Below are 1,924 nucleotides of genomic sequence, written 5' to 3'. Positions count from 1 at the left end.
TAAAGGTTTTGGTCATTGATGTTAAGCTGACTACTTTATGCTCATAGCCTTTTGCTAGGGTTAAAAAGGGGATGAACTTGTGACCACTCAAGGTCAAATCTTGATGAATCTCATCACTGACAATCGCCACATTATGCTTTTTACAGACTACAAGCAGCGCCTTGAGCTCATCTGCCGTCCACACGCGTCCACCTGGGTTATGCGGATTACAGAATAAAAAAAGCTTTACGTCATGCTCAATAATTTTGGCTTCGATATCCGCCAAATTTAGATGATAGTGCCCTTTCGATTCTATTAATGGAGAGAGGATAAGCCGTCGACCATTATCCCGAACCTTAGTCATAAAAGGCGTATAGATAGGATCATTGACCAGTATCGCATCACCTGTCTCAGTCAGTACCCTCATCATCAACGCCAAACTTGGTACGACACCTGGGGAAAACAGGATGTGCTGTTTATCCAGTGCTAAACCATAACGACTGCCATGCCAGTTAATAATCGCCTCGTACAAAGCTTCAGTGGGTTTGGTGTATCCCAATATGCCATGGTGCAGCACTCGTTCAATAGTATTTAGGATAGGCTGTGCCGCTCTAAAGTCCATGTCCGCCACCCAAAGCGCAATGGTATCATCGGTATAATGCCATTTAAGCGACCCAGTATGACGTCTGTCGATTATTTCATCAAAGTTGTACAACACCGGTATTCTCCTTTACGGTAGCTTTATATTATAACGGTTCATCCGTCGGCTTAAATGACCTTTAAAAATAGAACACCAGCATTATTTGAATAATGGTTAAAAATTAGTGTTGCAGACTCTATATATAATCAAGTTATTTATGCCAGAGTTCGCTGATATTGCAAGGATTATGATCTATTAGCATCTACTCAAACCACCTACTAAGCCAAGATGGCTTGTCTAAAAGTATTTAGCATGATGAAAATGGACTTTCTACCAAACTTAGCACTCAAAATTAGTGCCCTTACTTTAGCCGTCGCCATTACCGCTTCATGCACTACTATGGCAACAGGCACTGACTATCAAACTTCAAACACCCAAATCACCTCAAACGCTACGAGCAGTACTGCTCTCGCTATAGGCAATAAATCCATGGCAGGCGGCATGAACAGCATCGCTATCGGTAACGAAGCAAAGACGACTAAAAACAATCAAATCGTCTTAGGTAATGCTGGGCAAGTACAGTCTAGTACCGCGTCTCAGTCAGGTACGGTCAGAATAGTCACTATCGATGACAACGGCACGTTAGGCACTATGCTCGTTGACTACTATAAAAAATCAGCTCGCTAATCCGTTAATTGATAACGTTGGCATAGCTGTAAGCCATCAACCCTAGATGAAATAACCAAACCTCGCAATGGCGAGGTTTTTTTAGTTGGTATGGTATGGTTTTGACTGATAAGAGAGTGCGCAGGGACTGACTACGACTATTTTTTGTTCTTATTCATATTAACTTTCGCTATGGTCTTAATAAAAACTACCTTCCCTTAAACTCAGCCGCCCTTCTTTCAACCATCGCCATCGCACCCTCTTTCGCATCTTCTGAATGAAACAGCGACGGCAGATAGCTATGAATATTTGCTAATGCCGCGCTTGCACCATTGCGACTGGCATCTTGTGCTGAGGATAGTAATCCTTGCACGCCAAGCGGGGCTGCCGTGCAAATCTCTTGCGCAATAGTCAGCGCGCGCTCGTATTCTTCGCCATTAGCAACCACTTCACTGACCAGATTGAGGTTATCAGCAGTTTGCGCGTCAAAGGCTTTACCAGTTAGCAAATATGGCATGGCTTTTTGCCAACCTGCTGCCGCGACAAAGCGTACCGTCGCGCCACCAAACGGCATGATACCGCGCTGAACTTCCATTTGTGCAAAGTTACAGTTATCACTGGCGATGACCACATCACTAT

Annotated in this window: 3 protein-coding genes; 1 reads left to right on the top strand and 2 read right to left on the bottom strand. The window is 43.9% G+C overall.

The window, feature by feature from the left end:
- Positions 1-697, bottom strand: a 697-nt coding sequence (locus VLN09_RS05595) for a MalY/PatB family protein (RefSeq protein WP_325244485.1), incomplete at its 3' end; no start/stop codon positions are given.
- A 234-nt stretch (positions 698-931) separates the two neighbouring features.
- Here VLN09_RS05595 and VLN09_RS05590 point away from each other — a divergent pair.
- A complete protein-coding gene (locus VLN09_RS05590) occupies positions 932-1,306 on the top strand; it encodes a hypothetical protein (RefSeq protein WP_325244482.1) in 375 nt (124 codons plus the stop codon).
- 187 nt (positions 1,307-1,493) lie between these two features.
- Here VLN09_RS05590 and VLN09_RS05585 read toward each other — a convergent pair.
- The coding region (locus tag VLN09_RS05585) for an enoyl-CoA hydratase-related protein (RefSeq protein WP_325244480.1) at positions 1,494-1,924 on the bottom strand (431 nt) is incomplete at its 5' end.

Origin of the sequence: Psychrobacter sp. (assembly GCF_035469765.1) — a bacterium.
Lineage (GTDB): Bacteria > Pseudomonadota > Gammaproteobacteria > Pseudomonadales > Moraxellaceae > Psychrobacter.
The sequence above is the reverse complement of the archived record's forward strand: the minus strand, read 5'-3'. Positions and strand labels throughout refer to the sequence as shown.

What these genes read in the sequence shown, in the direction of transcription:
- VLN09_RS05590 (WP_325244482.1), top strand. Translation starts at nt 932, where the DNA reads ATGATGAAAATGGACTTTCTACCAAACTTAGCACTCAAAATTAGTGCC.